This is a genomic window from Vibrio sp. V31_P5A7T61 (assembly GCF_009904895.1).
In the GTDB taxonomy this organism is placed as follows: domain Bacteria; phylum Pseudomonadota; class Gammaproteobacteria; order Enterobacterales; family Vibrionaceae; genus Vibrio; species Vibrio metschnikovii.
This window is the reverse complement of record NZ_WXWI01000071.1, coordinates 51,151-76,735: the sequence shown is the minus strand read 5'-3', so window position 1 is coordinate 76,735 and position 25,585 is coordinate 51,151. Positions and strand designations below refer to the sequence as shown.

Here is a 25,585-nt window from a genome sequence, read left to right as displayed (position 1 = left end):
CCCTACCTTTAATTACAACTAGTTATCGCGAGGCTTGCACCTTGAGTGACATGGCAAAAAATCTAATACTGTGGCTGGTTATCGCCGTTGTGCTGATGTCGGTTTTCCAGAGCTTTGGCCCTGGTGACAGCAGCGGAAGAACAGTGGACTACACCACATTCGTACAAGAAGTTGGTCAAGGCCAAATTCAGGAAGCTCAATTCAAGAACAGCGAAATTACCTTTACTCGCCGTGGTAGTAACAGTCGATTTGTTACTTACATGCCGGTATATGATCAAAAGCTGCTTGATGATCTGATTAATCAAAACGTAAGAGTACAAGGAACACCACCAGAAGAACAAAGTCTGCTTGGAACCATCTTTATCTCTTGGTTCCCAATGATATTGCTGATTGGGGTGTGGATTTTCTTCATGCGTCAAATGCAGGGCGGCGGTGGCAAAGGCGCCATGTCCTTCGGCAAAAGTAAAGCTCGGATGATGAGTGAAGAGCAGATTAAAACGAATTTTACTGACGTTGCTGGCTGTGATGAAGCGAAAGAAGACGTCAAAGAATTGGTTGATTATCTGCGCGATCCTAGTCGATTCCAGAAGTTGGGTGGTAAAATCCCAACGGGTGTGTTGATGGTTGGTCCTCCTGGTACGGGTAAAACCTTGCTGGCTAAAGCAATTGCTGGTGAAGCCAAGGTGCCTTTTTTCACTATCTCTGGTTCTGACTTCGTTGAAATGTTTGTCGGTGTTGGTGCGTCGCGCGTGCGCGACATGTTTGAGCAAGCCAAAAAAGCCTCGCCTTGTATCATTTTTATCGATGAAATTGATGCGGTCGGTCGTCAGCGTGGTGCTGGTGTCGGCGGTGGTCACGATGAACGTGAACAAACCTTAAACCAAATGTTGGTTGAGATGGATGGTTTTGAAGGTAACGAAGGCGTTATCGTTATTGCCGCGACTAACCGTCCTGATGTATTGGACCCTGCATTATTACGTCCAGGCCGTTTCGACCGCCAAGTTGTCGTTGGTTTACCTGATGTTCGTGGTCGTGAGCAAATCTTAAAAGTTCACATGCGTAAAGTCCCATTAGCGAATGATGTGCAACCGTCGTTGATTGCTCGTGGTACACCGGGCTTCTCGGGGGCAGATTTAGCCAACCTCGTCAATGAAGCGGCACTATTTGCGGCTCGTGGTAATAAACGCAATGTGTCTATGGTTGAGTTTGAACTGGCTAAAGACAAAATCATGATGGGTGCAGAGCGCCGCTCAATGGTGATGTCTGAAGAGACGAAAGCATCAACGGCTTATCACGAGGCTGGCCACGCGATTGTTGGGCGTTTAGTCCCTGAACATGATCCGGTGTACAAAGTTTCTATTATCCCTCGCGGAAGAGCGTTGGGTGTGACTATGTACTTACCAGAACAAGATCGTGTCAGCATGTCTAAGCAACATCTAGAATCTATGATATCCAGTCTTTATGGCGGCCGTCTTGCTGAAGAGCTGATTTATGGTGCTGATAACGTTTCTACTGGAGCTTCGAATGACATTGAGCGAGCCACAGCGATTGCTCGCAAGATGGTCACTCAATGGGGTTTTTCAGAGAAACTCGGCCCTCTTCTCTATGCAGAAGATGAAGGTGAAGTGTTCTTAGGTCGTAGTGTGACACAAACTAAGCATGTTTCTGAAGATACTGCCAAGCTGATTGATGATGAAGTTCGTAAGATCATTGACCGTAACTATGATCGTGCCCGTGAGATCCTTGAGAAAAACATGGATATCATGCACGCGATGAAAGACGCACTGATGAAATATGAAACCATCGATGCAGGACAGATTGATGATTTGATGGCTCGTAAATCGGAGATTCGTGAACCCGCTGGTTGGGCAGATCAGGCCGCTAGAGCCACTCAAGATAATGTTGAGCCAGAGTCTACCGCTTCTGCAGAATCTGATGTGGAAACTCCACCAGCTTCAGAACACAAAGATAAAGATTAACGTTTTATCTGATAATCAAACCCCGACTTGTTCGGGGTTTTTTACTTACTGGCGAACACGTTTTGGATTGCCATTTCGATGAATAAGTTATTTATCGTTTTGCTATAACTCTTGAGCTTAGTGAGTGATAGGGGTAACGTATTCTTTGTTAATCCATTCTATATTCAGAGGCTTATGAAAATTCAAACCACAACCAAACAGCTTCAGCTTGACCAGCCTCAAGTGATGGGAATACTGAATACGACCCCAGACTCTTTTTCTGACGGTGGTCAATATACCACTGTACAGCGTGCACTTTTACGAGCCAAACAGATGATTGATGCCGGAGTCAGCATTATTGATATCGGTGGTGAATCGACACGTCCGGGGGCGCCAGAGGTATCGCTCGCCGAAGAGCTTGGACGAGTGATCCCGGTTATTCAGGCTATCCGCCATCATTATCCTGAAATTTGGATATCGATTGATACCAGTAAAGCGGAAGTTATGCGTCAGGCGGTACAAGCGGGCGCTGATTTAATTAATGATGTACGAGCGTTACAAGAGCCGGGGGCTTTGCAAGCCGCCGCCGATGCCCAAGTGCCAGTGTGTATTATGCATATGAAAGGCCAGCCAAGAACGATGCAAATCGCTCCTGAATATGATGATATTTTAAAAGAGGTGGATGAATTTTTAGTCGAGCGTATTGCCGCATGTGAGAAAGCGGGGATCCTACGCCAGAATATTATTCTGGATCCTGGATTTGGTTTTGGTAAATCACTGGAACACAATTATCATCTGTTAGCGAACTTAGAGGTATTTCACCATTTTGGTTTGCCTTTACTGGCTGGAATGTCTCGTAAATCAATGTTGTTTAAGCCATTAGGTAAAAAACCGGCACAATGCATGGTGGCGAGCGTGACGAGCGCAACATTAGCGGCTTTAAAAGGTGCGCAGATTCTTCGCGTACATGATGTTGAACAAACCGTAGAAGCATTGACGATCATACAAATGATGCAGCGTCATAAACATTAAGGAAGTATTATGTCTAACACTAGACGTTATTTTGGCACCGATGGTATTCGAGGCCGAGTTGGTGAGTATCCAATCACGCCTGATTTCGTTTTAAAACTTGGTTGGGCTGCGGGGCGCGTGTTGGCTCAGCAAGGCACCAAAAAAGTGATTATCGGTAAAGACACGCGAATTTCAGGTTATATGCTGGAGTCTGCATTAGAAGCTGGTCTAGCTGCTGCCGGGTTAAAAGCGATTTTCACTGGGCCAATGCCGACGCCTGCCGTTGCTTATCTTACCCAAACTTTTCGCGCCGAAGCGGGGATTGTGATTTCTGCATCGCATAACCCTTATTATGACAATGGCATCAAATTCTTCTCTTCTGCTGGGACTAAATTACCCGATGCACTGGAATTGGCCATCGAGGCTGAATTAGATAAACCGATTGAATGTGTTGAATCGGCTGAGTTGGGTAAAGCGACTCGTTTGGTCGATGCTGCTGGCCGTTATATCGAATTTTGCAAAAGTACTTTTCCTTCCACACTTAGTCTATCTGGTTTAAAAATCGTGGTCGATTGCGCTCATGGGGCAACCTACCATATCGCCCCTAATGTTTTTAAAGAGCTAGGTGCAGAAGTAGTCTCCATCGGCACTGAACCGAATGGTTTAAACATCAACGATCAGGTGGGTGCGACCGATGTTCGTGCCTTGCAACAGAAAGTGGTGGCTGAGCAAGCCGATTTAGGGCTGGCTTTTGATGGTGATGGTGATCGAATCATCATGGTTGATCATTTGGGGCATAAAATCGATGGCGATCAGATAGCTTATATCATTGCTCGTGATGCTCTGCGCCGAGGTGAGCTGAAAGGTGGGGTGGTTGGCACCCTAATGACGAATTTAGGCATGGAAAATGGCTTAAAGCAGTTAGGTATTCCATTTGTCCGCGCAGCGGTCGGTGATCGCTATGTAATGGAAAAACTGCTCGAAAAAGGGTGGAAAATTGGTGCTGAAAATTCAGGGCATGTGATTTTACTCGACAAAGTCACGACTGGAGATGCCATTGTTGCCGCGTTACAAGTGTTAGCCTCGGTTATTGACAGTAATTTGTCTTTATATGAATTATCGCAAGGTATGACTCTCTATCCACAAGTGTTAGAAAATGTTCGCTTTAGTGGGCAGAGCAAACCTCTTGAATCGACAGCGGTATTGGCGGCGGTAAAGCAGGTTGAATCTCAGCTCGGTGATAAAGGACGGGTACTGTTACGTGCGTCGGGCACCGAGCCTCTTATTCGAGTGATGGTAGAGGGCGAAGATGCCCAGTTAGTAAAAGCATCAGCGTTAGAGATTGCGGCGGCGGTCAAAGCCAATTGCTAAGTTTTTAGCATCTTTTTCTCTATTTTTTAATGGCGACCAATGTTAATAAATAGAGAGAATAGCGTTATCAATGCCGATTGTTGAGCCTTTTTTGACCGTTTGATTGATAAAAAAGACTTTTTTGCTAAATACCTCTTGTCAGCGAAACGGGCATTCGTTAGTATTGCGTCCGCCCTCGATGAGGAGGTCGCTAGCCTTGTTTAAGTCGCATGATTGAACGGCGCTGGCTCAACAATTTGGAACATAGGTGGAAGCAATGTTTACAGTTCTACTTGTGATTTACCTGTTGGCAGCGGTTGGTATTATCGGCCTAGTGTTGATTCAACAAGGTAAAGGCGCAGATATGGGAGCCTCATTCGGTGCCGGTGCTTCAAACACAGTGTTTGGTGCTGGTGGCTCAGGTAACTTTTTAACCCGAATGACTGCAGTTTTTGCAACCGCATTTTTTGTTATTAGCTTGGTGTTAGGCAATATGTCTACACACAAAACCGAATCACAATGGGTTGACCCGTTACAAGGTCATGTGGTCGAGCAAGCTGATAACTCAGTGAGTGATATTCCAGCCCCTAAAGGCGATGAGATTCCTCGCTAAACTTATCAAAAGATAAGTCAGGTTATGCCGAGATGGTGAAATTGGTAGACACACTAGCATGAGGTGCTAGCGCCTATGGTGTGAGGGTTCGAGTCCCTCTCTCGGCACCATTATTTACAAACTTGTAAATCACCTTGTAGCGCGTATAATTGCTTACAAGTCGGACGCGGGGTGGAGCAGCTTGGTAGCTCGTCGGGCTCATAACCCGAAGGTCGTCGGTTCAAATCCGGCCCCCGCAACCATTTACCTAAGTGGTAAATTGATGCAAGTTTGGCAGTGTTAACCTCACTGCAGTTGAGAATAATTTCTCAATTTATCAGGGTCCAGCAACAAAAAACCCCGACTTTCGGGGTTTTTTGTTATCTGAATTTCATCATGAAAATTTCAGGTGCTTGCTTGGAATTTAAATTGGGCTCTATGCCCTTTTTTTGTTTCTGGAGTGGTTTAAATGACTGGTTTAGAAAGACAACTTACTGAAATGCTTGAAGCGCCAGTAGCGGCAACAGGTTATGAATTAGTTGGATTAGAATTTGTGCGTGCTGGTGAACATTCAACACTACGTATCTATATTGATCATGAAAATGGCATCACCGTTGATGCTTGTGCTGAAGTTAGTCACCAAGTCAGTGCGGTACTGGACGTTGAAGACCCGATCACGGTCGCTTACAACTTAGAAGTATCCTCGCCTGGTTTGGAAAGACCACTCTTTAAAGCAGCACATTACGAGCAGTTTATAGGTCACGAGGTCAGCATTGTCTTAAAAATGGCTGTTGCTAATCGCCGTAAATGGAAAGGTATTATCCATGCGGTTGAAGGCGAAACGGTCACCGTTATTGCTGATGGGCAAGAAGAATATTTCGCCCTAAGTAATATTGCCAAAGCTAACCTGATCCCTAAATTTTAGTTCTCCTAGAGAATAGAGCTTAAGAGGCTATAACAATGAGTAAAGAAATTTTAGCGGTCGTTGAGGCGGTTTCTAATGAGAAAGCGGTACCTCGTGAACGTATTTTTGAAGCGTTAGAGACAGCTTTGGCTACGTCGACCAAGAAAAAACACGAAATGGAAATTGAGGTCCGTGTGGCTATCGACCGTAAAACGGGTGAGTTTGAAACTTTCCGTCGTTGGTTAGTGGTTGAAAACGTTGAGCATCCAACCAAAGAGATCTCGTTTGATGCGGCGAATTATGATGATGAAACGGTTCAGTTGGGTGATTACATTGAAGATCAAATTGAGTCAGTGACTTTTGATCGCATTACCACTCAAACTGCTAAGCAAGTGATCGTACAGAAAGTACGTGAAGCCGAACGTGCGCAAATTGTTGAACAGTTTATCGATAACGAAGGTGAGCTTGTCACTGGCGTGGTTAAGAAAGTTAACCGCGATAGCGTGATTGTTGATTTGGGTAATAACGCGGAAGCGGTAATTCTACGTGAAGACCAATTACCACGTGAAAACTTCCGCTCAGGTGACCGAGTGCGTGGTTTGCTCTTTAAAGTGGCACCTGAAGCTCGTGGTTTCCAACTGTTTATTACGCGCTCTAAACCGGAAATGCTTGCTGAACTCTTCCGTGTTGAAGTTCCAGAAATTGGCGAAGAGATGATCGAGCTAAAAGGCGCGGCACGTGATCCTGGTTCTCGCGCTAAAATCGCGGTGAAAAGTAACGATAAGCGCATCGACCCTGTCGGTGCTTGCGTAGGTATGCGTGGTGCACGTGTACAAGCGGTGTCTAGTGAGCTTGGTGGTGAGCGTATCGATATCGTGCTGTGGGATGATAACCCTGCGCAGTTCGTTATCAATGCGATGGCTCCTGCTGATGTTGCTTCGATCATTGTTGATGAAGACGCCCACTCAATGGATATTGCTGTTGAAGCCGATAATTTAGCTCAAGCGATTGGTCGCAATGGTCAAAACGTCCGCTTAGCCTCTCAACTTACTGGTTGGGAACTGAACGTGATGACGGTTGCAGATTTACAGAAAAAACATCAAGAAGAATCAACCGCCTCTATCGAGAAATTTATGAAGTACCTCGATATTGAGCAAGATTTTGCCGAGATGTTAGTAGAAGAAGGCTTCTCTACGTTAGAAGAGATAGCTTATGTTCCAGTAAGCGAGTTGCTTGAAATCGATGGTCTGAATGAAGAGATCATCGAAGAAATACGCGCTCGTGCCAAAGAGGCATTAACGACGATTGCCCTAACGCAAGAAGAGTCATTTGAAGGGCTTGAGCCAGCAGATGATCTGCTTGGTTTAGCTGGTTTAGAGCGTGATATGGCATTTAAATTGGCAGCGAAAGGAGTAGCAACTCTGGAAGATCTCGCTGACCAAGGCATCGACGATCTTGAAGGTATTGAAGGCCTAACCGAAGAGCGTGCGGGCGAATTAATTATGGCGGCTCGCAATATTTGTTGGTTTGGCGAAGACGCATAGTTTCAGCAGGGGAGGAAGCGGCATGACACAACTTACAGTTAAAGCACTGAGTGAAGAAATTGGTACGCCAGTTGACCGCTTATTAGAACAGCTTGCTGATGCAGGTATGGAAAAAGCGGGTTCAGATCATGTAAGTGAAGAAGAGAAACAAAAACTTCTTACTCATTTGCGTAAAGAACATGGTGAAGGTTCTGAGCCGACTCGTTTAACCCTCCAGCGTAAAACCCGCAGCACACTGAGTGTGAATGCCGGTGGTGGTAAAAGTAAGAATGTTCAGGTTGAAGTGCGCAAAAAACGGACGTATGTTAAGCGCAGTGTAATTGAAGATGATGCTAAACGTGAAGCTGAAGAAGCAGCGCAACGTGAAGCAGAAGAAAAAGCCAAACGTGAAGCCGAAGCAGCATTGAAACGTGAGGCTGAAGAAAAGGCTGCACGTGAAGCGCAAGAGAAAGCTCAGCGTGAAGCAGAAGAGAAGGCGAAGCGTGAAGCCGAAGAAGCTCAACGTGATGTACCGGTTGAAGTCAATCAAGCAAAACGTGAGCGTTCTGCACAAGATAAATCAAAGCAAGAAGCAGCACGAAAAGAGGCCGAACAATTAAAACGCCGCCAAGAAGAAGAGGCTCAGCGTAAAATTGAAGAGGAAAGTCAGCGTCAGCTAGAGATAGCACGCGAGTTGGCCGAAAAAAATAAAGATCGCTGGTCTGCTGAAGAAGAGAAAAAAGGCAATATGCAAGAAGATACAGATTACCATCTAACCACCTCAACTCATGCACGTGAGGCGGAAGATGAAGCAGACCGTCGTGAAGAAGGCGCTCGTCGTGCAGCCAAATTGAAAAAGACCAAATTATCCTCACGTGATGATAAACAAGAGCGTGGTTCACGTACTCGTGGCGGTAAAGCGGGACGTAAAGGTCGAATTAACAAACCTACATCAATGCAACATGGCTTCGATAAGAGCGCCGTTGTTGCTAAATCAGACGTTGTGATTGGTGAAACCATCGTAATTTCTGAGCTAGCCAATAAGATGTCGGTAAAAGCCACCGAAGTCATCAAAGTGATGATGAAAATGGGCGCTATGGCTACCATCAACCAAGTGATTGACCAAGAAACGGCTCAATTAGTGGCAGAAGAGATGGGACATAAAGTTATTTTGCGTAAAGAAAATGAGCTAGAAGAAGCCATTCTTTCTGATCGTGATAATAAGTTTGAACTGGTTTCTCGTGCTCCTGTCGTAACGATTATGGGCCACGTTGACCATGGTAAAACGTCAACGCTTGACTATATTCGTCGTACTCACGTGGCTGATGCCGAAGCGGGTGGTATTACCCAGCATATCGGTGCTTACCATGTAGAAACGCCTAATGGTATGATTACCTTCCTTGATACTCCGGGACACGCTGCGTTTACTTCAATGCGTGCTCGTGGTGCTCAAGCAACGGATATCGTTGTGTTGGTTGTTGCTGCAGATGATGGCGTAATGCCTCAAACGGTAGAAGCGATTCAGCATGCGAAAGCGGCAGGGGTTCCTCTTATCGTTGCGGTCAACAAAATCGATAAAGAAGCGGCTAATCCAGATAACGTGAAAAATGAGCTTGCTCAGTACGATATCATGCCTGAAGAGTGGGGCGGCGAAAACATGTTCGTCCATATCTCTGCTAAACAAGGCACCAATATTGATGGCTTACTTGAAGCGATTCTTCTACAAGCAGAAGTGCTTGAGTTGAAAGCCGTTAAAGAAGGTATGGCGTCAGGCGTAGTGATTGAATCTCGCTTAGATAAAGGCCGTGGTCCAGTCGCGACTGTGTTGGTTCAATCGGGTACCTTGAATAAAGGCGACATCGTTTTATGTGGTCAGGAATATGGCCGTGTACGTGCGATGCGTGATGAAGTCGGTAACGAGATTGAGCATGCTGGCCCATCAATTCCAGTTGAGATCCTCGGTTTATCTGGCGTTCCTTCTGCTGGTGATGAAGCAACCGTGGTTCGTGATGAGCGTAAAGCTCGTGAAGTGGCTAACTATCGTCAAGGTAAATTCCGTGATGTTAAACTCGCTCGTCAACAGAAGTCTAAACTTGAGAACATGTTCTCAAATATGGCGGCCGGTGATGTTGCTGAGTTGAACGTGGTACTGAAAGCCGACGTACAAGGTTCTGTAGAAGCGATTGCTGAATCACTGAAAAAACTATCAACTGATGAAGTTAAAGTGAACATTGTCGGTTCTGGTGTTGGCGGTATTACGGAAACGGATGCGGTATTAGCGGCAGCATCTAACGCTATCGTGGTTGGTTTTAACGTGCGTGCCGATGCCTCTGCTCGTCGTACGATTGAAGATGAAAATATCGATCTGCGTTACTACTCGATCATTTACCAATTGATCGATGAAGTGAAGCAAGCGATGAGCGGTATGCTTGCCCCTGAATTTAAGCAAGAGATCATTGGTCTTGCTCAAGTACGTGATGTCTTCAAATCACCAAAACTGGGTGCGATTGCTGGCTGTATGGTAACGGAAGGTACCATTAAGCGTAACAGTCCAATCCGTGTTCTACGTGATAACGTGGTTATTTATGAAGGCGAGCTTGAATCACTACGTCGTTTTAAAGATGATGTAGCTGAAGTTAAGAATGGTTACGAATGTGGTATCGGCGTTAAAAACTATAACGACGTACGCGTTGGTGACCAGATCGAAGTCTTTGAAATCGTTGAGATCCAGCGTACCATCGACTAGCAACTAAAATTGCATTTACGGTAATGTTAGGTTGTTGAATACACCATGGGGGGCTGGGAAACCATCCCCCCATTCTTTCTATTAGTGAGAAAAAATATGCCAAAAGAATTTAGCCGAACTCAGCGAGTGGCTCAGCAATTACAAAAAGAATTAGCGATGATTTTACAGCGTGAAGTTCGTGATTCACGTTTAGGAATGGTTACCATATCCGATGTGGAAGTCTCACGAGACTTAGCGTATGCGAAAGTGTTTGTGACCTTTCTTTGTATCGGAGAGCAAACACCAGAGTCTTGTATTAAAGCGCTGCGTGAGCACGAAGTGCACATTCGTATGATGCTTGGTAAGCGAATTCGCTTACGTCTAACACCAGAAATTCGTTTCCACTATGACAATACTCTTGTCGAAGGGATGCGGATGTCTAACTTAGTCACTGAAGTGGTCAATCAAGATAAACGTCGTCAACAAGATGCAGGTCGAGAGGACGAAGAGTAATGGCACGACGTCGTAAAGGCCGTGCAATTAACGGCGTCTTACTACTCGATAAAACCACGGGCATCTCATCGAACGATATACTACAGAAAGTGAAACGCCTCTATTTTGCTGAAAAAGCGGGACACACCGGTGCGCTTGATCCATTAGCGACGGGGATGTTACCGATTTGTTTGGGGGAGGCGACCAAGTTTTCTCAGTTTTTACTCGATTCGGATAAGCATTATCGTGTGATTGCTAAACTAGGTCAGCGCACTGATACCTCAGATTCTGATGGTCAAGTAGTAGAAACTCGTCCGGTCAATGTACAGCGTGAAACACTACTGGCTCATATTGCTTCTTTTCAGGGGCAAACCTGGCAAGTTCCTTCGATGTTTTCTGCCTTAAAACATCAAGGTAAGCCACTTTATGAGTATGCGCGCCAAGGGATTGAAGTGGCCCGTGAAGCTCGAAAAATCAATGTCTATGAGATCACCTTACACCGTTTTGAAGGCGATGAAGTAGAGATGGAAGTCCACTGTTCTAAAGGGACTTACATTCGAACGATTGTTGATGATTTAGGCGAGATGCTCGGTTGTGGTGCTCATGTCACCATGTTGCGCCGTATTGGAGTCGCCAATTACCCGTATCAAAACATGGTGACCTTAGAGCAATTGAATGCCTTGGTTGAACAAGCGCAGGGCGAAGAGAGTGAGAAGTATCAGCGATTGGATGAATTGCTACTGCCAATGGATACGGCTGTACAAGATTTGCCAGAGGTTAACCTGATTGCTGAACTTGCCCATATGGTTCAACATGGACAAGCGGTGCAAGTTTTCGGAGCCCCCACCGAAGGTCTGGTTAGAATGACCGAAGGGGAACAACGGCGTTTTCTTGGCGTAGGGCAAATTGATCAAGATGGAAAAGTCGCTCCGAAACGTTTAGTGGTTTATCCACAATAATCCGCTCAGGCTAAGCGAGTTTGCGCTTGTGTGTCTGCGCGTTATTCCCTATAATTCGCGCTCGCGTGTCGGCTGAATCAGAGATTGGCTGGCACAATAATAAACTTAACTCTTTAGGAGAGAATAATGTCTCTGAATGCAGAAACTAAAGCAGCAATCGTTGCTGAATACGCACGTGCCGAAGGCGATACTGGTTCACCAGAAGTACAAGTAGCACTACTGACTGCTTCTATCAACCACTTACAAGGTCACTTCAAAACGCACAAAGGCGATCACCACAGCCGTCGTGGTCTGCTACGTATGGTTTCAAGTCGTCGTAAACTTCTAGACTACCTAAAAGGTAAAGATCTAGGACGCTACCAAGACCTTATCAAACGTCTAGGCCTACGTCGCTAATCAGTGGCTGCATAGTACAGTTTGTTTAAAAAAGGGGCTAATGCCCCTTTTTTTGTTATCTAAATTTGGCATATCCCTAGCTAAGTAGTTTATACTACATCCCGTCCAACTTTGATGGTTGGCACGATTATTTCTCATCGCATTACAGTCACCCCAGTCGACCAGCAGGTCGCGGCTATTAAAAACAGATTAGGATCAGCGAGTCTTTTTTTACTAGTCGCGATTGGTAGTGCTTTGAGTCTTGTTCAATTTATCTAGGTCTCACCTAGAAAAGGAAAAACTTAATGTTCGAAAAACCAGTAGTGAAAACTTTCCAATACGGTAATCATACCGTGACGTTAGAAACCGGTGTAATGGCTCGCCAAGCGACAGCCGCTGTGATGGCGACGATGGATGATACCGCCGTTTTTGTTTCTGTGGTTGGTAAAAAAGACGCCGTAGAAGGACAAGATTTCTTCCCATTAACGGTTAACTACCAAGAGCGTACCTACGCTGCGGGTAAAATTCCTGGCGGTTTCTTTAAGCGTGAAGGTCGTCCTTCAGAAAGTGAAACGTTAATCGCTCGTCTTATCGACCGTCCTATTCGCCCTCTGTTCCATGATGCTTTTACTAACGAAGTACAAGTGATTGCCACGGTAGTATCGGTTAACCCAAATGTTCAACCAGATATCGTTACCATGATTGGTACCTCTGCTGCGTTAGCGATTTCTGGCATGCCATTTAATGGTCCAATTGGTGCTGCTCGTGTTGGTCATATCAATGGTCAATTGGTACTTAACCCAAGCCCGAAAGAGTTGGATCAATCACGTCTTGACCTTGTTGTTGCAGGTACGGAAGGCGCGGTATTGATGGTTGAGTCAGAAGCCGACATCCTTAGCGAAGAAGAGATGCTAGCCGCGGTGGTTTATGGTCACGATCAACAACAAGTGGTCATTAATGCCATCAATGAATTCGCAGCTAAAGTGGCTACGCCATCTTGGGATTGGGTTGCACCACAAGAAAATACCGCATTAAAAGAGAAAATTGCTCAGCTAGCTGAAGTTCGTCTAACCGAAGCGTACCAAATCATCGAAAAAATGGCGCGTTACGAGAAAGTCGCGGCGATCAAAGCTGATGTCATTGCGGCGATCTTGGCTGAAGATGATTCGCAAGATGTAATGAAAATTAAGAAGCTGCTAGGCGCACTTGAAAAACAAGTGGTTCGTGGTCGCATCATTGCGGGTGAAAAACGTATTGATGGTCGTGAAAAAGACATGATCCGTGCCTTGGATGTACGTACGGGTGTATTACCACGTACTCATGGTAGTTCTTTGTTCACTCGTGGTGAAACGCAAGCACTGGTCACGGCGACACTAGGCACTCAGCGTGATGCTCAAATTATCGATGAGTTAACGGGTGAGCGTAAAGATTACTTCATGCTGCATTACAACTTCCCTCCTTACTGTGTTGGTGAGACAGGTTTTGTTGGTTCACCTAAGCGTCGTGAAATTGGTCATGGTCGTTTGGCGAAGCGCGGTATCGCAGCGGTAATGCCTTCTGCAGATGAATTCCCGTACACGGTACGTGTTGTTTCTGAGATCACTGAATCAAACGGTTCATCATCAATGGCCTCAGTATGTGGTTCATCTTTGGCTCTTATGGATGCTGGCGTGCCTATTAAGGCTTCTGTTGCTGGTATCGCAATGGGCCTAGTCAAAGAAGACGAGAATTTCGTTGTTCTTTCTGACATTTTAGGTGATGAAGATCATCTTGGTGATATGGACTTTAAAGTGGCAGGTACCTCAAACGGTGTGACTGCACTACAGATGGATATCAAGATCGAAGGTATCACTAAAGAGATCATGCAGATTGCTCTGAACCAAGCGAAAGGTGCTCGTTTGCACATTCTTTCAGTTATGGATCAAGCGATTGCTGGTGCCCGTGATGATATTTCAGAATTTGCGCCTCGTATCCATACCATGAAGATCAGCTCTGAAAAGATCAAAGATGTGATTGGTAAAGGCGGTGCAGTGATTCGTATGTTGACCGAAGAAACGGGCACGACGATTGAAATCGAAGATGACGGTACGATCAAAATTGCTGCCACTGACGGTGATCAAGCGCAAGAAGCAATTCGTCGTATTCTGCAAATTACCGCGGAAGTCGAAGTCGGTAAGATTTATACGGGTAAAGTTGCTCGTCTTGCTGATTTTGGTGCCTTTGTAACGATTCTTCCTGGTAAAGATGGCCTAGTACATATTTCACAAATTGCAGATAAGCGTATTGAAAAAGTGTCAGACGTCCTTGCAGAAGGCCAAGAAGTACAAGTAAAAGTGTTGGAGATAGACCGTCAAGGTCGTGTTCGTTTGAGCATGAAAGAAGCGGTAGAGAAACCAGCAGAAGAAGCCAGTGCAGAAAACACTGCACCTGCGGCAGAATAATCGCTTAACGACAGAAGTGAAATAACAGTTTTCGCTTTTTCGTGATAAAGCATGTTATAAAGGGAGCCTATTCGCTCCCTTTTTTATTGATTAGGGGAACCACAGGAGTACTGATTTGTGAAATGGTTTCAAAGCGCTCTAGTAAGTGTCATGATTTTGTTATTGGCTGGATGCGCCGTAAAAGGTGGTTCTCAAGCAACGCACTGGGTTTATCCACCGATGGCGATTCCCTTGCAATCCACGATTCAGCAGGAAGTGCAGATTGCTCGTTTAAGCCAATTATTGCAGCGTACCGATTTGAACGATGAACTGCGAGCAAAAATGTTTTTTGAACGTGGCAATGGCTACGATAATCTCGGACTGCGAGATCTAGCACGATTAGACTTTACTCAGTCATTGGCCTTAAACCCGGCTCAACCAGATATTTTTAATTTGCTCGGGGTTTATTATACCGAAGCAGGTGAATTTGATGCTGCCTATGAAGCATTTGACTCTACTTTAGAACTTGATCCAAGCAACGAATATGCCCTTAGAAACCGCGCTATCGCCCTGTATTATGGTGACCGTCCAGAGCTCGCGTTACAAGATATTCAAGCTCATTATCAGCAAGACCCGAGCGACCCTTTTCGCGCTTTGTGGCTCTACATTATTCAATCGGATGTCAATCCACAGCAAGCGAAGCACGATTTATTGAACCGCTATCAAGATCATGATGAACAGTGGGGCTGGGTATTGGTTGGCGTGATGCTGGATGAGATTCCACAAGATCAGGTGTTTAAAGCGCTATTAAGCACCACCCGTGATAATACCTTATTGGCACAGCAGCTCACCGAGGCGTACTTCTATCTTGGTAAACGTTATCAAATGGAAGATAACTTTGCACAGGCTATTTCGCTGTATAAATTAGCGATTGCTTTTAATGTCTATGAGTATGTTGAGCATCGTTATGCCTTTATTGAATTAGGCCGTATGTATCATGATTTACGAGAAGCTCATTTAGCCAAAGCGCGAGTCGCACAATAACGCGATTTACGGACGCCCAAGCCAATTTTTATGAGTTGGGCGTCAGAGAACTATTGATAATGAACGTCTAATCCTGGTAATTGATGCCAATAACCATTGCATTGATGGTTGTCTAACCGTTGAGGATGCTCGGCGTTTTGATTGGCTTTAAACGTATCGATAAGTGAAAAAGTCTCCTGCCCTAATGGACTAAGACGAACGACATCAACGAATCCTTGCATGCCCGCTTGCTCATTGATTAAGTTATAGCAATAGCCAGATTGAGTTTGAATGCCATTGAGGTTAAAGACGGCTTGCCCCTCCTGACTGGTGACCTGAATACCCGTCGGATAGCGAATACAACAGGTTTGACACTCGTCTTTGGCTAGGTTTTCTGCGCGCGCGGTGAAACAACGGGCCGAATAGGCGAGTGGTAAATAACCATGCGCAAACACCTCGGTGGTAAATTTGCCACGAATATTCAAATCATCACACTGATTCAACACATTGATTAACCATTCACGCGATAACTCGACGGGCATACACCAGCGAATCATACCTTGTTGTAGAAACCGTTTGAGCACATAAGCGTTATAACAATTGATAGCAGGACCAACGACAAACGGGACGCCTTGTTGATAAGCAAGCTGAATCGCTGCCACGTCATTCGCTTCAATAGTAAACTCACCATTATCAATGTACTTCTTCATCAGATTGATTTCACTGGGCGCTTCTAAGAGCGCCATGGTCGAGAGGACGACTTCTTTTCCTGCTGCCGCGAGCTGCTTGGCAATATCAAACCAATCGCCCGCTTTCATTTCGCGACGTTTCGAACAGACGGTTTCGCCTAAATAAACGATATCCGCTGAGCTAGATAGAGCGTGTTGATAAAACGATTCGACGTCTGTCTTGGGCCAAAAATACAGTAATGGGCCTAAAGCGTATTTCATGATTTTCTATCCTATCATTGCCACTGTCGATGGTATGCACCGAGTGTGGTTTGTCTTCCTTCCGACACATTCGCTAAGCAGTTATCCCATTCCGTTCGAACTTGGTAGCGCTCTGGTGCAGCAAGATAGCTATCAATGGCTGCACGCCAAGTTTTCGTCACTTGTTCAACGTAAGCAGGGCTGCGCTGTCGTCCTTCAATTTTGACCGAGGCAACGTTAGCCGCAAACAATTCAGGTAACATAGACAAGGTATTTAAACTGGTGGGCTCTTCAAGTGCATGATAATGCTTAGATTGACCGGCGATATCACTGATAAAGCGTCCTTTACACAGGGTCGGGTAGCCCGCATTTTCACCATGCGTATAGCGGTCGATAAGAACATTATTTAAGCGAGATTCAAGCCCATTAGCGGTTTCTTGCCAGCGAACATATTTGGCTGGTGAGCAAGCGCCAACCGTATTGGGAGACTCGCCGGTTAGGTAAGAAGACAGATAACAACGACCTTCGGACATAATGCATAAACTGCCAAAAGCGAAAACTTCTAGCTCTACACCGGAAGGGATTGTCCGAGACAGTTGCTTTACTTGATGAATGGAGAGTACTCGAGGCAGCACAACTCGCTTAATATTAAACTGTTGTTGGTAGTACTCAATTGCTTTTACATTCGTCGCTGAAGCTTGTACCGAAAGGTGCAGCTCCATATCCGGGTAATGTTGTGTCGCGTAATCGAGTAAGGCAATATCAGCGATGATCAAAGCATCAACACCAGAGTTTGCTGCATTATCGACGGCTTGCGTCCAACGCTGAAATCCCTCTGGATGAGCGAAAGTGTTTAAAGCGACATGAACTTTTTTATGTCGGTCATGGGCATATTGGATCGCTTTATCGAGTTTGTTACCACTGAAATTGAGTCCTGCGAAGTGCCGGGCATTGGTCTCATCTTTAAATCCGAGATAGACCGCGTCTGCGCCACAATCAACGGCGGTTTTTAGGGCGGGTAAATTACCCGCTGGGCAGAGTAGTTCCATTGCTCATTACTGTTTTTTGATAAATGTGCGTTAGTGTAGGAATTATTCTGTGTTAGGGAATTGATATAAGGCAGGTTTCACTCAATCAATGGCTATTTTAAGTGATTCAAAGGGAAGAAAATTCTCGGATTATTGATCATCAATGGTGACGAGAGTAGCCGGACGGAGTGCTTTAGTGGCTACGGCGATGCTGGGAAAAAAGTACTTCAACCTCTTCTTTAGGTAGGGGACGATAAAAATGAAAACCTTGGATCGTATGGCAATGAAGGTTAGATAATAGTATCGCTTGTTGTTGAGTTTCAACGCCTTCTGCTACCACGATTAGATTGAGGGATTGACCCAGTTTAATAATGCTTTCGATCACCGTGATCTGTTTGGGTAAGTTATCCATATCGCTGATAAACGATCGATCAATTTTTAATTCGTCGATCGGGAAACGGGCTAAATACGCTAGCGATGAATAGCCAGTTCCAAAATCGTCAATCGATAAGCTAAAGCCTAATTTTTTTATCGCACTGAGCATTTGCAGAGTATGTTCACTACCACTCATGATCGCGCTTTCGGTTAATTCAAAGGTAATATAACGAGGATTTAACTGTGTTTGGCGAAGTAACTTAGTCAGATAATCGATCAACTGTGGGTTGGCAAATTGTTCAGGCGAGATATTGATCGCGACATTGCCTGGCAGTAGGTTTTGCTGCTCCCAACGCTTGACGGTAGTAAACACTTCACGGATCACCACTCGGCCCAAATGTTCGATTAACCCGGCTTTTTCTGCGACCGGAATAAAAGCCCCAGGACTGATGTACCCTTCAATCGGATGCTTCCAGCGTACCAATGCCTCAGCACCATTAATACTAAAATCACGAGCGTTGACTTTGGGTTGATACCAGACTTCCAAACCATTTTGTTGCAAGGCTTTTTGCAGCTCAATTTCCAGCCACAAGCGCATGCGCGCTTCTTTGTTCATTTGATTATCAAACTGCACCAAGCGGTTACGGCCACGCTCTTTGGCTTCGTACATGGCAGTATCGGCATTTTGTAGTAGAACGCGAGCATTGTGGCCATCACCGGGGTAAACCACGCTGCCAATAGAGCAGGCCAATCGTTTACTAAAGTGATGCAAATCAAAAGGTTGATTAATTAAGTTGATGATCCGTTCAGCGAGAATCTCACCGCTGTGGCGATGCTCTGGGTAAGGTAAAATAAGCGCAAATTCATCCCCACCCAGATGACCGAGTATCGCTTGCGCCGGAAGTAGGCGTTTTAGACGAATTGCCACTTCTTTAATGACGTTATCGCCGATATGGTGTCCTAATGAATCATTAATATTTTTAAAGTTATCAATGTCGAGATAGAGCATGATCAACGGCGTATGTTGTTCAATAAGATGATCAAGGCGTTTGATAAAACCAGCGCGCGTATAGACACCACTTAACGAATCCACATACCCTTCATCGGCCGGATAAGACGATGAAAGAGGGGGCATTGTCGATTTATCTTCCATAACCACCAGCTGTACATGACTACCGAACAGTGGCGTTCTGACCGCGCTTAACTGGACTCTTTTAGGAGGGCCGTAATCAGCATGTGTAAAACAGTGGATAGGATTGATCAGCAACTGTTGAACTAAGGTGTGATTAAAACCACTTTGGTTACTTTCATCGCTAAATAATGATGAGAGTGTTTCTCCCAGCAAATCCTGTGTTTCATCGAAGCCAAGTAAGCGCGCTGCAGAAGGATTCGCGGCCAATATACAATCATCTTCAATTAAGAAAACCCCTTCATTAAGGAGTGCACTGAGTGCGCTGAACTTAAGTTCAGATTCTTGCAGTGAATGTAAGAGCCGGTGTTGTTCTGAGGTCTCTAAGGCATGAACAATAATATAATCAGGGTGGTGAGGCGTCTGAATCAGTGGTGTAATATTGAGGTGCCATTGACTCGTGCTACGTGATGGATGATTGAGAGTTAATGTCAGTTCTTGTGCCTGTCCAGCAAAGGCATTGATATAATAAGGTTTTACTTGCTGATAGAAAGCGTCTCCGAACGTATCGCTATCATTCATACCAATCAATTCAAAGCAAGTTAAACCGGTTAGTTCGGCATAACGCTCATTGATTAAAACATAGTGATGTTGGTTATCTAAAATAGCCATAAACGCCGGACTAGAATCGGCAAGATGGCCAAACCAATAGGATAAATCTTGAGCGGCCATCAAAATATGACCAATGCTATACAGTATGTGCTATTCACGGTAAGAATTACTCATCAGAAACCCATCAACTATAACCTTGATTTGATACGCTGGAAAGCGTCATTGCTCATCTTAATCGATAACCATTTTTTGATGCATAACAGGTATTGTGACCTTAACATCCATTATGATGGGCGTTCAGTCTCTTAAGGTAACGGATAATACGCGTGATAAACAAGATTCGTCGTCAACTCGTACAAAACGCCCCATCAATTTTGCGATCTCCAGTCCATTTATTGCCTCATCGAGTACAAAAAACAGCCTTGTTAGAGGGGCTGAAGTTAGTGTTTCAAGAAGCACTCGCTGATGGCGATTTTGAGTTTCTTGAGGGAAAATGGCTTAAAATCGAAATACATGATCTCGCATTACGTTGGTTTATTAGCTATCAACATCCGCAGTTAATTGTGGCCGATCGCCCTTGCCAAGAAGATGTCAGTTTTAGTGGGTATTTGAATGATTTTATTTTGATTGCTGGTCGTAAAGAGGATCCTGATACCTTGTTCTTCCAAAGACGTTTGTCGATTGAAGGAGATACCGAATTAGGATTGGCTGTCAAAAACTTGATGGATAGTGTGGATCTTGAACAATTACCTCCAGTATTGCAAATTTTGCTTCACCAGTTGGCTGATTTTGTGCATAAAGGCATGCAGATGCCAAACACACAAAATGAGGTAATGAATGCTTATTCGAACTGAAGCTCCTGCGGATATTCTCGCTGTTGAGCGATTATTAAGCGCGGTATTCGCTACCAATAGTGAAGCTAATTTGGTGACATCACTACGTGAGAATGGACGTCGAACGCTGTCATTAGTGGCTTGTGACGAGCAAGGAGAGATTGTCGGCTACGCTCTGTTTAGTCCAGTGACACTCAATGGTGAGGATCTCAACTGGCAAGGGTTAGCACCATTAGCCGTGGCGAAAGAACATCGCCAGCAAGGCATCGGTGCATTGCTGGTGAATGAAGGGTTAAGTTCACTCGGTGAGCTTGGTTATCCTGCTTGTGTGGTGTTAGGTGATCCTAATTACTATCAACGGTTTGGGTTTAAAGAAGCACAGACTCATGGTTTTTCTTGTCCATGGCCTGAGCTTGCCTCTGCTTTTCAAGTGGTCGCTTTATGGGAGGATGCCTTCATTGATCGTCAAGGTATCATTGAATATTGCCCTGAATTTACCGATGCCTTTAAGCATTTAGATAAGTAACAGAATAGCTCTCAATACTTCCGCTATAGGCTTGATGGTCGATATTTGTTAGCATATGCAGATAAATTTCGTGAAGTAGAACACTATGTTTGAGCAGCAACATTATTTACAAGCGATGGGTATTCAAGAGTGGCAGCTTATTCATCCACAGCGATTGGCTGGCTACTCCCCCCCGATAGAGTCTCTCGATAAACAGTGCCGATTATTATTGGTTAGCTCGCTTTTGCCTTCCGGTTCACAATTGGTTTGGTTGGAACGAGTATTAAACAGTTTTAATCTCAATTTATCACAAGCCAGACATGTCTATCCTCAGCAACTCTGTCAATTGGAACTCAATGATCTGCAATGGATATGGTATGTCGATTGTCAAGCAAGTGCCGTCACAACGGCAAATGCATTACACACGCCAGCGTTAAGCGAGGTTGAAGGCAACACGCATTATCGACGAGATTTATGGCAACAAATCTGTGCCTACGGAGCGCAATAAATAATGAGTATCCATTTTGTTCCCCTTTCTGTTGAACATTTACGCCAAGTTTGGTCGATAGAACAACAGGCTCATTCTCACCCTTGGTCACAGAGCATGATTAATGATTTAGCTAGCCGTGGCGCATGCCATCGAGCTATGTTACTTAACGATCAGCTATTGGGGTACTATTATGCGCAGCATGTTGTCGGTGAAATTACCTTACTTAACTTAGCGATTGCGCCAAGTGAGCAGGGTAAAGGTTACGGTAAGCAATTGATTGAAGACTTTATTCAGCAAGGTGAGCGCTTGCAAGCACAAAGTGCTTGGTTAGAAGTGCGAGCGAGTAACCAACGCGCTTTTCAGCTGTATCAAGATGCAGGTTTTAACGAGATTGATCGACGTTTTAATTATTACCCGACCGAGCATGGCAAAGAAGATGCGATCATCATGAGTTATTTCTTCCTTTGATTTCTTCATTCACTAATACTTCAGCGTTGTGGGTATCGCGCTCTTTTTATTCATCGCTAAGACGTTTTTGAGTAACAATGGTGAGTAAATCGTTGCTCAAGTTCTTGACAGGTCAACGGCTTATCAAACAAATAACCTTGAAACTGTGTGCAACCCATAGTTTTTAGTGCTTCTAGCTCGAACTTATCTTCAACGCCCTCGGCAATCACTTGCAAATCAAGACGTTTGGCAATCAATAAAATAGTATCGACAATCGCCTGTGCGCTAGGATCTAAGTGTAATTGGGTAACAAAAGAACGATCGATTTTTAATACGTCAACCGCAAGATCTTTTAAGTAGCGTAGCGATGAATACCCCGTGCCAAAATCATCAATCGCCAGATGCAGCGACTGACTTTTTAGTAGGGCAATTTTTTGAATGGCTTCATCGATATTCTCTAACAGTAAGCCTTCAGTGATTTCTAACTCAATATAATCACCACTGATCCCGCTTTGCTGCAAAGTTGCGACGATATGCTCTACAAAAGAAGCCTGTGAAAATTGAAGAGGGCTAATATTGATCGCTAGACGACGAAAATGTTCAGGAAGCACGCCACGTTTTTGCCATTGAGAGAGTTGATAACAAGCTTGCTCGATGATCCAGCGGCCAATCGGTAAAATCTGTCCGGTCTCTTCGGCGACCGGCATAAAAATACCGGGAGGAAGTAACCCTTTTTCTGGATGATGCCAACGGATTAACGCTTCGACACCGATCAATTGATGCTGCTCATTCACTTGTGGTTGGTAATAAAGCTCTAATTGATGGAATTGCAAAGCTTCATGAAGCCCCTTCTCTATATCAAGAAACGTCTCTACTTGCGCCTGCATTTCGGGTTCATAAAATAAATATTTATTTCGCCCACAGATTTTTGCACGATAAAGGGCGGTATCCGCTTGTCGAAACACATCTAAACTGGTGACCCCTTCAGAAGGGAAGGTGGCAATGCCAATGCTGGCAGTACAATACAGCTGGTGGCCATCGATCGAGTGAGGATTAGCCAACAAAGCCAGTAACTGCTGAGCGATACTGGAAATTTGTTGATAAGGTAAACTAGGAATAATGATTGCAAATTCATCACCACCGACTCTAGCGGCAGTATAACTATGGTTTGCCCAAGCTTGTAAACGGTGGGCAATGGATTGAATTAAGGTGTCACCAATCGTGTGTCCTAAAGAATCATTAATGGTTTTAAAGCGGTCTAAATCTAAGTAAAAAAGCGCACCCGTTTGCTGGCGTTGATGTGCGTATTCAATCGCTTGAGTCAGTGTTTGCAGCAATAGTCCTCGGTTAGCTAATCCAGTTAAGCCGTCGTAGTAGGCTAAATAGTTTAGTTTGGCTTGCGCTTTTTCTTTGTCTTGCCATAAAGAATGAAAGCTAGAGGCAAGCTCGCTTAATTCATCTTTGGGGCGTAGTAAATTGGTGGGGATGGGTGATTGAGCCGTAGGTAATGAACGTACCCAGTCAATTAAGCTGGTGATAGGACGCGAGAGTTTGCGGTAAAAAAAGGCCAGTAAAATAACCGTTAATAACGTATTACGCAGTAAGTCAAACAGAATCACTCGGGTGGTTTTGGCGATAAACGCATGAGCAATGCTATTGCCATCAATCATAAAAGTCAGTTTGCCGACCACAATCTGTGAATCGGGTTGATGTAATTCACTGACAAAAACTGGACTTTCAGGTGTAAGGTAACTCACCAAACCGTTTATCATTAATGAGTGATGACTGATAGGTCGTTGCTGCTTAGCCAGTACATCACCAAAATCATCAATCACTGCTGCGTTAATGATGGCAGGATCTGTCATTAAAGAAGAGACCACTTGCTCTGCCAATAGATGATTAAGGTGGTAAGCCGCTTGGCTGGCATTGGTGTAATTTTGCACGAGTTTGAATTGATAATATTCTTCAACTCGTTTTTGTTCATGATGCAAATCGACCAAAGTATGGTACATGCTAAAGCACAGGCCAACCAACACGGAGACCCAAAATACGGTGTTCGCTTGTCGAAACGCAAGGGAGTTGATAGGCTTTAATGTCATCAGCGTTGAATCTATTTTTAGGTGTTTAGTATTTATAGTTCATAATGATAGATAAATTAACTTTTCTGATTAAATAATGCGATACGCCTTTAGTTGCTCCAAGCCTTAAGATCAGCGAGAATATCCGATAATTTGAACCATAAGGTCGACACCTCGCATTGAGTTAGCTGTCGGCCGAAAAAGAAGATACCTTGCATGTCAACGACTCCTTTTATCGGCGAAGTCTCAAAGCGCCGAACCTTTGCTATTATTTCGCACCCCGATGCGGGTAAAACTACCATTACCGAAAAAGTCTTATTATTTGGACGCGCTATTCAAACCGCAGGTACAGTAAAAGGCCGTGGTTCTGCACAGCATGCTAAATCTGACTGGATGGAGATGGAGAAAGAGCGCGGCATTTCTGTCACCACATCGGTAATGCAGTTCCCTTATCAAAATGCGTTGGTCAATCTCCTTGATACTCCCGGACACGAAGATTTCTCGGAGGATACCTATCGGACATTAACCGCGGTCGATTCATGTCTGATGGTGATCGATGCGGCAAAAGGGGTTGAGGATCGAACGCGTAAGTTGATGGAAGTTACTCGTCTGCGCGATACGCCAATTATTACCTTTATGAATAAATTGGACCGCGAAATTCGAGATCCGATGGAGCTGCTCGATGAGGTCGAAGATGAGCTAAACATTGCTTGTGCACCGATCACATGGCCGATTGGTTGTGGTAAGGCGTTTAAAGGGGTATATCACATCCATCGTGATGAAACCATTTTATACTCTTCTGGACAGGGACATACTATCCAAGAGCAACGAGTGATCAAAGGGCTAAATAACCCGGAGTTAGATACTCAAATTGGGACTGATTTAGCCAATCAATTACGTGAAGAGTTAGAGTTGGTGTTGGGTGCCTCTCACGAGTTTGATCTTGATCTCTTTATGCAAGGTGCGCTGACGCCGGTATTTTTTGGTACCGCACTCGGTAACTTTGGTGTTGATCATATGCTCGATGGGCTAACCGAGTGGGCTCCTGCGCCTTTGGCTCGTCAAGCAAATGAGCGCGTGGTTGAAGCGACGGAAGAGAAGTTCTCCGGTTTTGTCTTTAAAATTCAAGCCAATATGGATCCTAAACACCGAGATCGTATTGCCTTTATGCGCATTGTTTCTGGGACGTACAAACAGGGCATGAAGATGAATCATGTTCGCCTTGGTAAGCAAGTCAGTATTTCTGATGCGGTGACCTTTATGGCTGGTGACCGCTCACGTGCCGAAGAAGCTTTCGCTGGAGATATCATTGGTTTGCATAACCACGGTACGATTCAAATTGGCGATACATTTACCCAAGGTGAATCATTGAAATTTTCTGGGATCCCTAACTTTGCTCCAGAGCTGTTCCGTCGCATTCGTCTGCGCGATCCTCTTAAACAAAAACAGCTACTGAAAGGGCTAGTGCAACTCTCTGAAGAGGGAGCCGTGCAAGTTTTCCGTCCACTGCAAAATAACGATTTGATTGTTGGTGCGGTGGGGGTACTGCAGTTTGACGTGGTCGTGGCACGTTTGAAATCAGAATACAATGTGGAAGCGATTTACGAAGGCGTCAATGTGGCAACCGCGCGTTGGGTTGAGTGTGCTGACGCGAAGAAGCTCGAAGAGTTTAAGCGTAAAAACCAAAGTAATTTAGCTCTGGATGGCGGTGATAACTTAGCGTATATCGCTCCAACCATGGTTAACCTTAACTTAGCGCAAGAACGTGCTCCGGAGATTATTTTCCGAGCGACACGTGAACACTAGCGGCATCGTTAACGGATGAGT

The 25,585-nt window shown here is 44.8% G+C and carries 21 protein-coding genes and 2 tRNA genes; 19 read left to right on the top strand and 4 right to left on the bottom strand.

Annotated features, from left to right (window positions below; all coding sequences use genetic code 11):
* The first annotated feature begins 41 nt into the window (after nt 1-41).
* The 14 genes from ftsH to nlpI all read left to right on the top strand — a co-directional run bounded on the left by ftsH (nt 42) and on the right by nlpI (nt 15,353).
* Nucleotides 42-1,979 carry an ATP-dependent zinc metalloprotease FtsH gene (gene ftsH, locus CAG58_RS15760; protein WP_115152520.1) on the top strand — a complete coding sequence of 646 codons (1,938 nt, stop codon included), beginning with the start codon at nt 42-44 and terminating at the stop codon, nt 1,977-1,979.
* 174 nt (nt 1,980-2,153) lie between these two features.
* Complete coding sequence (gene folP / locus CAG58_RS15755; RefSeq protein WP_161426252.1) at nt 2,154-2,990, top strand: dihydropteroate synthase; 837 nt, start codon at nt 2,154-2,156, stop codon at nt 2,988-2,990.
* A gap of 9 nt (nt 2,991-2,999) precedes the next feature.
* Complete coding sequence (gene glmM / locus CAG58_RS15750; protein ID WP_161426253.1) at nt 3,000-4,340, top strand: phosphoglucosamine mutase; 1,341 nt, start codon at nt 3,000-3,002, stop codon at nt 4,338-4,340.
* Nucleotides 4,341-4,596: 256 nt separating this feature from the next.
* Nucleotides 4,597-4,932, top strand: coding sequence for a preprotein translocase subunit SecG (secG, locus tag CAG58_RS15745; RefSeq protein WP_040903793.1), 336 nt, complete (start codon nt 4,597-4,599; stop codon nt 4,930-4,932).
* A 26-nt stretch (nt 4,933-4,958) separates the two neighbouring features.
* Nucleotides 4,959-5,042 (top strand) — tRNA-Leu (locus CAG58_RS15740).
* Between the two features lie 55 nt (nt 5,043-5,097).
* Nucleotides 5,098-5,174, top strand: a tRNA-Met gene (locus CAG58_RS15735).
* A 206-nt stretch (nt 5,175-5,380) separates the two neighbouring features.
* On the top strand, nt 5,381-5,836 hold the full coding sequence (gene rimP, locus CAG58_RS15730) for a ribosome maturation factor RimP (RefSeq protein WP_004394162.1): 456 nt from the start codon (nt 5,381-5,383) through the stop codon (nt 5,834-5,836).
* A 35-nt stretch (nt 5,837-5,871) separates the two neighbouring features.
* On the top strand, nt 5,872-7,359 hold the full coding sequence (gene nusA / locus CAG58_RS15725) for a transcription termination factor NusA (protein WP_004394160.1): 1,488 nt from the start codon (nt 5,872-5,874) through the stop codon (nt 7,357-7,359).
* Nucleotides 7,360-7,381: 22 nt separating this feature from the next.
* Nucleotides 7,382-10,084 carry a translation initiation factor IF-2 gene (gene infB, locus CAG58_RS15720; RefSeq protein ID WP_004394157.1) on the top strand — a complete coding sequence of 901 codons (2,703 nt, stop codon included), beginning with the start codon at nt 7,382-7,384 and terminating at the stop codon, nt 10,082-10,084.
* Between the two features lie 96 nt (nt 10,085-10,180).
* Entirely contained in the window at nt 10,181-10,576 is a 396-nt protein-coding gene (rbfA, locus tag CAG58_RS15715; protein WP_004394156.1) for a 30S ribosome-binding factor RbfA, read from the top strand.
* Nucleotides 10,576-11,514 carry a tRNA pseudouridine(55) synthase TruB gene (gene truB, locus CAG58_RS15710; RefSeq protein ID WP_161426254.1) on the top strand — a complete coding sequence of 313 codons (939 nt, stop codon included), beginning with the start codon at nt 10,576-10,578 and terminating at the stop codon, nt 11,512-11,514. Before rbfA ends, truB begins: the two co-directional genes overlap by 1 nt.
* Nucleotides 11,515-11,640: 126 nt before the next feature.
* Nucleotides 11,641-11,910, top strand: coding sequence for a 30S ribosomal protein S15 (gene rpsO, locus CAG58_RS15705; RefSeq protein ID WP_004394154.1), 270 nt, complete (start codon nt 11,641-11,643; stop codon nt 11,908-11,910).
* A 284-nt stretch (nt 11,911-12,194) separates the two neighbouring features.
* Nucleotides 12,195-14,330: a polyribonucleotide nucleotidyltransferase gene (gene pnp, locus CAG58_RS15700; protein WP_161426255.1), complete on the top strand. Its 2,136-nt coding sequence runs from the start codon at nt 12,195-12,197 to the stop codon at nt 14,328-14,330.
* Between the two features lie 117 nt (nt 14,331-14,447).
* Nucleotides 14,448-15,353: a lipoprotein NlpI gene (gene nlpI / locus CAG58_RS15695; RefSeq protein WP_154170240.1), complete on the top strand. Its 906-nt coding sequence runs from the start codon at nt 14,448-14,450 to the stop codon at nt 15,351-15,353.
* A gap of 50 nt (nt 15,354-15,403) precedes the next feature.
* Here the strand turns inward: nlpI and CAG58_RS15690 are convergent, their stop codons facing one another.
* The 3 genes from CAG58_RS15690 to CAG58_RS15680 form a co-directional block, all read right to left on the bottom strand.
* Complete coding sequence (locus tag CAG58_RS15690) at nt 15,404-16,282, bottom strand: U32 family peptidase (protein ID WP_161426256.1); 879 nt, start codon at nt 16,280-16,282, stop codon at nt 15,404-15,406.
* A 14-nt stretch (nt 16,283-16,296) separates the two neighbouring features.
* The gene (gene ubiU, locus CAG58_RS15685; RefSeq protein ID WP_004394149.1) at nt 16,297-17,310 is read right to left on the bottom strand and encodes a ubiquinone anaerobic biosynthesis protein UbiU; all 1,014 of its coding nucleotides are present in this window, start codon (nt 17,308-17,310) and stop codon (nt 16,297-16,299) included.
* Between the two features lie 172 nt (nt 17,311-17,482).
* On the bottom strand, nt 17,483-19,525 hold the full coding sequence (locus CAG58_RS15680) for a sensor domain-containing protein (protein WP_161426257.1): 2,043 nt from the start codon (nt 19,523-19,525) through the stop codon (nt 17,483-17,485).
* A gap of 206 nt (nt 19,526-19,731) precedes the next feature.
* Between CAG58_RS15680 and ubiT the strand changes: the two genes are divergently transcribed.
* The 4 genes from ubiT (at nt 19,732) to rimI (ending at nt 21,701) form a co-directional block, all read left to right on the top strand.
* A complete protein-coding gene (ubiT, locus tag CAG58_RS15675) occupies nt 19,732-20,259 on the top strand; it encodes a ubiquinone anaerobic biosynthesis accessory factor UbiT (protein ID WP_040903790.1) in 528 nt (175 codons plus the stop codon).
* On the top strand, nt 20,243-20,764 hold the full coding sequence (locus CAG58_RS15670) for a GNAT family N-acetyltransferase (RefSeq protein ID WP_158138848.1): 522 nt from the start codon (nt 20,243-20,245) through the stop codon (nt 20,762-20,764). Before ubiT ends, CAG58_RS15670 begins: the two co-directional genes overlap by 17 nt.
* An 85-nt stretch (nt 20,765-20,849) precedes the next feature.
* Complete coding sequence (locus CAG58_RS15665; RefSeq protein ID WP_040903788.1) at nt 20,850-21,251, top strand: DNA polymerase III subunit psi; 402 nt, start codon at nt 20,850-20,852, stop codon at nt 21,249-21,251.
* A gap of 3 nt (nt 21,252-21,254) precedes the next feature.
* On the top strand, nt 21,255-21,701 hold the full coding sequence (gene rimI / locus CAG58_RS15660) for a ribosomal protein S18-alanine N-acetyltransferase (RefSeq protein WP_040903786.1): 447 nt from the start codon (nt 21,255-21,257) through the stop codon (nt 21,699-21,701).
* Between the two features lie 56 nt (nt 21,702-21,757).
* On the opposite strand, the gene CAG58_RS15655 is transcribed toward rimI, so the two are convergent.
* A complete protein-coding gene (locus tag CAG58_RS15655; RefSeq protein ID WP_161426258.1) occupies nt 21,758-23,782 on the bottom strand; it encodes a putative bifunctional diguanylate cyclase/phosphodiesterase in 2,025 nt (674 codons plus the stop codon).
* Nucleotides 23,783-23,974: 192 nt separating this feature from the next.
* On the opposite strand from CAG58_RS15655, the gene prfC reads away from it, so the two are divergent.
* Entirely contained in the window at nt 23,975-25,564 is a 1,590-nt protein-coding gene (gene prfC, locus CAG58_RS15650; RefSeq protein WP_161425558.1) for a peptide chain release factor 3, read from the top strand.
* Nucleotides 25,565-25,585: the final 21 nt, after the last annotated feature.